This window comes from Winogradskyella wichelsiae, from assembly GCF_013403925.1.
GTDB classification, from domain to species: Bacteria; Bacteroidota; Bacteroidia; order Flavobacteriales; family Flavobacteriaceae; genus Winogradskyella; species Winogradskyella wichelsiae.
On record NZ_JABFDJ010000030.1, the window covers coordinates 1 to 2526 of the forward strand.

At 30.2% G+C, this 2526-nt stretch carries 2 protein-coding genes; both read right to left on the minus strand.

Annotated features, from left to right (window positions below; translation table 11 throughout):
• Window positions 1-89: 89 nt before the first annotated feature.
• Entirely contained in the window at window positions 90-944 is an 855-nt protein-coding gene (locus tag HM985_RS17010) for a T9SS type A sorting domain-containing protein (RefSeq protein ID WP_179377402.1), read from the minus strand.
• A 169-nt stretch (window positions 945-1113) separates the two neighbouring features.
• Window positions 1114-1623, minus strand: coding sequence for a WapI family immunity protein (locus HM985_RS17015; RefSeq protein WP_179377403.1), 510 nt, complete (start codon window positions 1621-1623; stop codon window positions 1114-1116).
• Window positions 1624-2526: the final 903 nt, after the last annotated feature.

Sequence of the window (2526 nt, forward strand, 5' to 3'; positions counted from 1 at the left end):
CTATGATAATAATTACAGAAGTACTTTAGCAATAAATTAATAAGTTTTTACTTGTTTTTTACCACAGTACTTTGTTGTGTGTAGTTTTTTTATTCCTTAATTATTTTTTTAGTAACTCCTTTTTCTTGACTACTTAATTTCAGAAAATACACACCAGACTTTAATTCGGTCAAATTTATGTTTCCGCTTTTTAATTTTTCTTTTATTAAAAGTTGTCCAGAAATATTATAAATCTCAAAACTATCAAAACTTAAATTCGTACTGACCTTAATTATATCTTTAGTCGGATTCGGATGAACTTTGGTGAGATTTAAATTAAAATCTGAAATTGAAAGGGAAGCACAATCTACACTATAAACAGCTGAATTATCTTTACACCACTGAATTGCACCTCCATTGCAAGCTTGACCATTCGCAAAATTTTCATCGTCTACTTGAATACATTCTAAATTTGGTGAAGAGTTTGCCCACATTCTTGTCAGGTTTACATTGTTTCCATTTTGGATATTTAACGATTCTAAAGAGTCATTAAGGTCACATTCAAGTGATGTTAAACCTGAGTTTGAAGAGAAATCTAAAACCTCTACTAAATCGAGGTCAACACATCTTAATCTTTCGAGATTAGTTAATGCTGAAACATCAAATTCTAATAAAGGGTTATCAGAACAGTAGAGTTCGGTTAAATTTACGAAGTTTGATAGTCCAACAACTGAACTTATATTTTGAAGACTAATGAAAAGGCTTGTAACATTTTCTGCTTCACTTACCTGAATTTCTCCATCATCATTCGTGTCAGCGTCAGAGTCAAAATTTCCATCATTATTTGTATCAACGCAATTTGTGTTCAGTAACGCATTTTTAAAATTGGCATCTGGAATATTGACGATTTGAGCAAATCCAAAAGATGTAGAAAATAAAATAATAAAAAAGTAAAGTTTATTCATTCGATTTAGTTTTTCAAATTACACACAACGGTCTTGTGTATGGTTAGTTGCGTGGTTTGGTAGCCAATTTAGCAAACTTTTACGGACCAGAGAAAATTCCGCAGGAATTTTCGCAAGTAGGGAAGAACAAAGCAATTAATTATACACGGTGTTGTGCGTAGGCTTTTCGCTATTTGGCTCTCGAATTTACTGAATTTTTAAAAACATCGATGAATGATTTTTTTTTGTTTTTAATCGCACGTTCTGGATATAATTCCGCTTCTTTTTTCAATTCAGATGCAATTTGTTTTAATTCCGCATTATTAAATTCACAATCCACATAAAATTCTTCATCATCTTTGGCATTCGGATGGCGAGATTCCAAATCAAATGATATTCTGATTCGTTTTCTAATCGCATATTTTTTGGTCAAATCAAATTCCAAATTCGGTTCCATAAACACAAGTGAATCCGTATCTGTTTCAATGTCATTCGATAATTTCTCAAACCATTCAATAATATCTGTTATATCTCGAACCAAAAGTGATGGGTCAACCGTTTCCCAATTCCCGCAATCACTTTTTACTTTTAAATAAATCAACAACCAATTAGAGTCATATTCGCAATCAGTTATTTCAGGAAACTGATAATTAGTTATCCTAAATTCAACTGTTTGGTCATTAATTCCTTTAAATATCATTCGATTTTGATTCTTTTTTTCGCTTATAAACAGCTTAAAAGATTAAATTTTAACTAAATTTTCGTTGGTTTGTTCAGCTTACGCAAAACGTGATTGTGTATGGTTAGTTGCGTGTTTCAGCAACTAATTTAGTAAACAAAAACGAACGCGAGAAAATTCCGAAGGAATTTTCCAAATAAGTAACGACCAAAGCAATTAATTATACACGGTGTTGCCAGTAGTTTTTATTTTTTTCAATTCAGTTATTCTTATTATAATTCAGTCCAATTTTAATAAATCTCGTTAAAGAAATAAATCAATAACAATGGGAACCAAATAGAGAACATAACATAAAGATTGCTATATAATTTCATTTTTTTGTCAATTGTTTTATTCCGTTTTATTATTTTTTCAGTTCCGTTTTCTATTACGTATCTGTAAAAGTTTATTCCGCCAAAAAGTATGTATAGCACAAAAATCGAATATGGAATAAAGTTTTTACCGACAATTGTATTTAAGTCAGTTATAAAATATATCGCAATTAATAAAATCAGAAAGTTTGTTCCTTGGCAGAATGAAATTATAAAAATCGGAAAAACTTCTGGGTCAGAATCTTTCGTTTTCTGCTTTTCATAATGATATTGAAAAAGGTCTTTATAAAATTCATTTACCATATTCCAAATCATAAATTTAATCGTTTTTCGCGCTGTTTCTCAAATTACTGGCAACGGCTTGGTATATGGTTTGTTGCGTTGTTTCAGCGAGTAATTTAGCAAATAATAACCGAAATAGAAAAGCCGAAGGGCTTTTCGTGAGTAGGCGAGAAGCAGCAATAAATTATATACGTCTTAAGTTAGCATTTTAATAAAAACACTAAATTTAAGCTATATAATTAGAAAGAACAAAAGAGAGGAATAAGGTTAA

Excerpts from the sequence above, each read along its gene's own strand:
- HM985_RS17010 (WP_179377402.1), bottom strand. The coding sequence starts at position 944 with ATGAATAAACTTTACTTTTTTATTATTTTATTTTCTACATCTTTTGGA.
- HM985_RS17015 (WP_179377403.1), bottom strand. The coding sequence starts at position 1,623 with ATGATATTTAAAGGAATTAATGACCAAACAGTTGAATTTAGGATAACT.